General features: G+C 68.5%; 3 protein-coding genes. All 3 read right to left on the bottom strand.

Annotation, left to right across the window (positions count from 1 at the left end):
- Positions 1-268: 268 nt before the first annotated feature.
- Positions 269-1,150 carry a succinate--CoA ligase subunit alpha gene (gene sucD / locus AB8Z36_RS31855; RefSeq protein ID WP_369216863.1) on the bottom strand — a complete coding sequence of 294 codons (882 nt, stop codon included), beginning with the start codon at positions 1,148-1,150 and terminating at the stop codon, positions 269-271.
- Between the two features lie 21 nt (positions 1,151-1,171).
- Complete coding sequence (sucC, locus tag AB8Z36_RS31850; RefSeq protein ID WP_369216862.1) at positions 1,172-2,350, bottom strand: ADP-forming succinate--CoA ligase subunit beta; 1,179 nt, start codon at positions 2,348-2,350, stop codon at positions 1,172-1,174.
- 312 nt (positions 2,351-2,662) lie between these two features.
- A partial coding sequence (locus tag AB8Z36_RS31845; protein WP_369216861.1) for a VWA domain-containing protein occupies positions 2,663-3,677 on the bottom strand: 1,015 nt, incomplete at its 5' end.

The raw sequence follows: 3,677 nt of genomic DNA, 5'->3' as shown, positions 1-3,677 counted from the left end.
CAACAGGCTCCGGAGGGCCGTGGTCAGGGGCGCGGGGAACTGCGCACAACAGGCCCCGAAGGGCCGTTGTCCAGGGGCGCGGGAAGCTGCGCGCAACAGGCCCGAAGGGCCGTTGTCCAGGGGCGCGGGGAACTGCGCGCCAAGCCCCCACGAACCCGCAGAGAAACCCGCCGCACAGCAGAGACCCCCTAGCCCGCACACACAAAAGTGGGCCCGCGTCTCACACGAGACGCGGGCCCACTTTCAACCAGCTAGGCCAGAGGCCAGCTCACGCAAGGAGCTCCCGCGCCAGCTTCGCCGTCTCGGTCGGCGTCTTGCCGACCTTGACGCCGGCGGCCTCAAGGGCCTCCTTCTTGGCGGCGGCGGTGCCGGAGGAACCGGAGACGATGGCACCCGCGTGGCCCATCGTCTTGCCCTCGGGCGCCGTGAAACCGGCGACGTAGCCGACGACCGGCTTCGTCACGTTGGCCTTGATGAAGTCCGCCGCGCGCTCCTCCGCGTCGCCGCCGATCTCACCGATCATGACGATCAGGTCGGTGTCGGGGTCGGCCTCGAACGCCTCAAGGGCGTCGATGTGCGTCGTGCCGATGACCGGATCGCCACCGATGCCGACGGCCGAGGAGAAGCCGATGTCACGCAGCTCGTACATCATCTGGTACGTCAGCGTGCCGGACTTCGAGACCAGGCCGATACGGCCCGGCTTCGTGATGTCGCCCGGGATGATGCCCGCGTTCGACTGACCCGGCGTGATCAGACCCGGGCAGTTCGGGCCGATGATGCGGGTCTTGTTGCCCTTCGACTTCGCGTACGCCCAGAAGGCGGCGGAGTCGTGGACGGCGATGCCCTCGGTGATGACGACGGCGAGCGGGATCTCGGCGTCGATCGCCTCGACGACGGCGGCCTTGGAGAAGGCCGGCGGCACGAAGAGGACGGACACGTTGGCGCCCGTGGCCTCCATGGCCTCCTTGACCGAGCCGAAGACCGGTACCTCGGTGCCGTCGAAGTCGACCTTCGTGCCCGCCTTGCGCGGGTTCACGCCGCCGACGATGTTGGTGCCGTCACCCAGCATGAGCTTGGTGTGCTTCATGCCCGTGGCACCGGTCATGCCCTGGACGATGACCTTGCTGTCCTTGTTGAGGAAGATAGCCATGGCTGTTCTGTCCCTCGTCCCTTACTTCGCGGCCGCGAGCTCGGCGGCCTTGTCGGCCGCGCCGTCCATGGTGTCCACGCGCTGCACGAGCGGGTGGTTGGCGTCGCTCAGGATCTTGCGACCCAGCTCCGCGTTGTTGCCGTCGAGGCGCACGACCAGCGGCTTCTCGACCTTCTCGCCCTTGGAGGCGAGCAGCTCCAGGGCCTGCACGATGCCGTTGGCGACCTCGTCGCACGCGGTGATGCCACCGAACACGTTGACGAAGACGGACTTGACGTCCGGGTCGCCGAGGATGATCTCCAGGCCGTTCGCCATGACCTCGGCGGAGGCGCCGCCACCGATGTCGAGGAAGTTGGCGGGCTTCACACCGCCGTGGTTCTCACCGGCGTACGCGACGACGTCCAGCGTCGACATGACCAGACCGGCACCGTTACCGATGATGCCGACCTCGCCCTCGAGCTTGACGTAGTTGAGGTCCTTGGCCTTGGCAGCAGCCTCGAGCGGGTTGGCTGCGTCCTTGTCCTCGAGCGCCGCGTGGTCGGCCTGGCGGAAGTCGGCGTTCTCGTCGAGCGAGACCTTGCCGTCCAGGGCCAGGATGCGGCCGTCCTTGGTCTTCACCAGCGGGTTGACCTCGACGAGGAGCGCGTCCTCGGCGACGAAGGTGTCCCACAGGGTCACCATGACCTCGGCGACCTTCTCGGCGACCTCGGCCGGGAACTTCGCCTGGGCGACGATCTCGCGGGCCTTCTCGATCGTGACACCCTCGTTGGAGTCGACCGGGACCTTCGCGAGGGCCTCGGGGGTCTTCTCCGCGACCTCCTCGATATCCATGCCGCCCTGCACCGAGGCCATGGCCAGGAAGGTGCGGTTGGTGCGGTCGAGGAGGTACGAGACGTAGTACTCCGCCTCGATCTCCGGGGACAGCTCGGCGATCATCACCTTGTGGACCGTGTGGCCCTTGATGTCCATGCCGAGGATGTCCGTCGCACGAGCGACGGCCTCGTCCGGGTCCGCCGCCAGCTTCACGCCGCCGGCCTTGCCGCGGCCACCGACCTTCACCTGCGCCTTGACGACCGACTTGCCGCCCAGTCGCTCGGTGGCCTCGCGCGCCGCCTCAGGCGTGTCGATGACTTCACCGGCCAGCACCGGTACACCGTGCTTGGCGAAGAGGTCCCTCGCCTGGTACTCGAACAGGTCCACGCGCGTCCGTCCCTTTTCCGTGATCTCGCTGCGATCTCGCTGCTTTGGTGTCAGCTGTCTGCGTGGGCGTGCCGCGGAGGGCAACGTGACTGCGCTGTCACAAGGGAGGCGTAGGACGGAGTCCGGTACGCGGCATGTCCGTCTCGCAGGTTATCGCCGTGGGCGGTGCCTCCCTAAATCGCAGATCACATTTGGGCGGTGATGACGGTCACAGATCGGGCGCCGCCAGACACCGGAACGGGTCCTCCGGTGCCCCGGAGCCGCCCGTTCGCTCCCGTTGCTCCGGCAATCGGACCGTGCACGAGAGGTGTGTCACCCTCCCGCCCGTACGGCCGTGTCCGGTAGGGGCAGGGGCCGCCTCCCGATCGCCGCGGCCATCACCTCCGGGAAGAGATCCGGGGTGCAGGCGAAGGCCGGCGCGTCCAGCGCGGCGAGCGCAGCGGCGTGCTCACGGTCGTACGCGGGCGTCCCCTCGTCGGAGAGCGCGAGCAGCGTCACGAACCGCACTCCGGAGGCCTGCATCGCCGCGACCCGCTTCAGCATCTCGTCCCGGATGCCGCCTTCGTAGAGGTCGCTGATCAGGACGACGACGGTGTCGGCGGGCCGGGTGATCTGCGACTGGCAGTACGCCAGGGCCCGGTTGATGTCCGTGCCGCCGCCGAGCTGCGTCCCGAAGAGGACGTCCACCGGATCGTCGAGCCGCTCGGTCAGATCGACGACATCGGTGTCGAAGACGACGAGCCGCGTGTTCAGCGACCGCATGGAACCGAGCACCGCACCGAACACCGAGGCGTAGACGACGGACGCCGCCATCGAACCCGACTGGTCGATGCAGAGGATGACCTCCTTCTTCACGGACCGCGAGGCCCGCCCGTACCCGATGAGCCGTTCGGGGACGACCGTCCGGTGCTCCGGCAGGTAGTGCTTCAGGTTGGCCGCGATCGTGCGGTTCCAGTCGATGTCGTGGTGGCGCGGCCTGCTGACGCGCGCGCTGCGGTCGAGCGCCCCGGTGAGGGTGGAACGGGTCCGCGTCGCGAGGCGCTTCTCCAGGTCCTCGACGACCTTGCGCACGACGGCCCGCGCGGTCTCCTTGGTCGCCTCCGGCATGGCCTTGTTGAGCGAGAGCAGCGTTCCCACCAGGTGCACGTCCGCCTCCACGGCCTCCAGCATCTCCGGTTCCAAGAGCAGCGCGGAGAGCCCGAGCCGGTCGATGGCGTCACGCTGCATCACCTGAACGACGGACGCCGGAAAGTACGTCCGGATGTCTCCGAGCCACCGCGCCACGGACGGTGCGGACCCGCCGAGCCCCGCACTCCGCTCCCGCCCC

It is taken from the genome of Streptomyces flavofungini, from assembly GCF_041028215.1.
Taxonomy (GTDB): domain Bacteria; phylum Actinomycetota; class Actinomycetes; order Streptomycetales; family Streptomycetaceae; genus Streptomyces; species Streptomyces flavofungini_B.
Note: the sequence above shows the minus strand (reverse complement) of the source record. Positions and strands in the feature narration are given on the sequence as shown.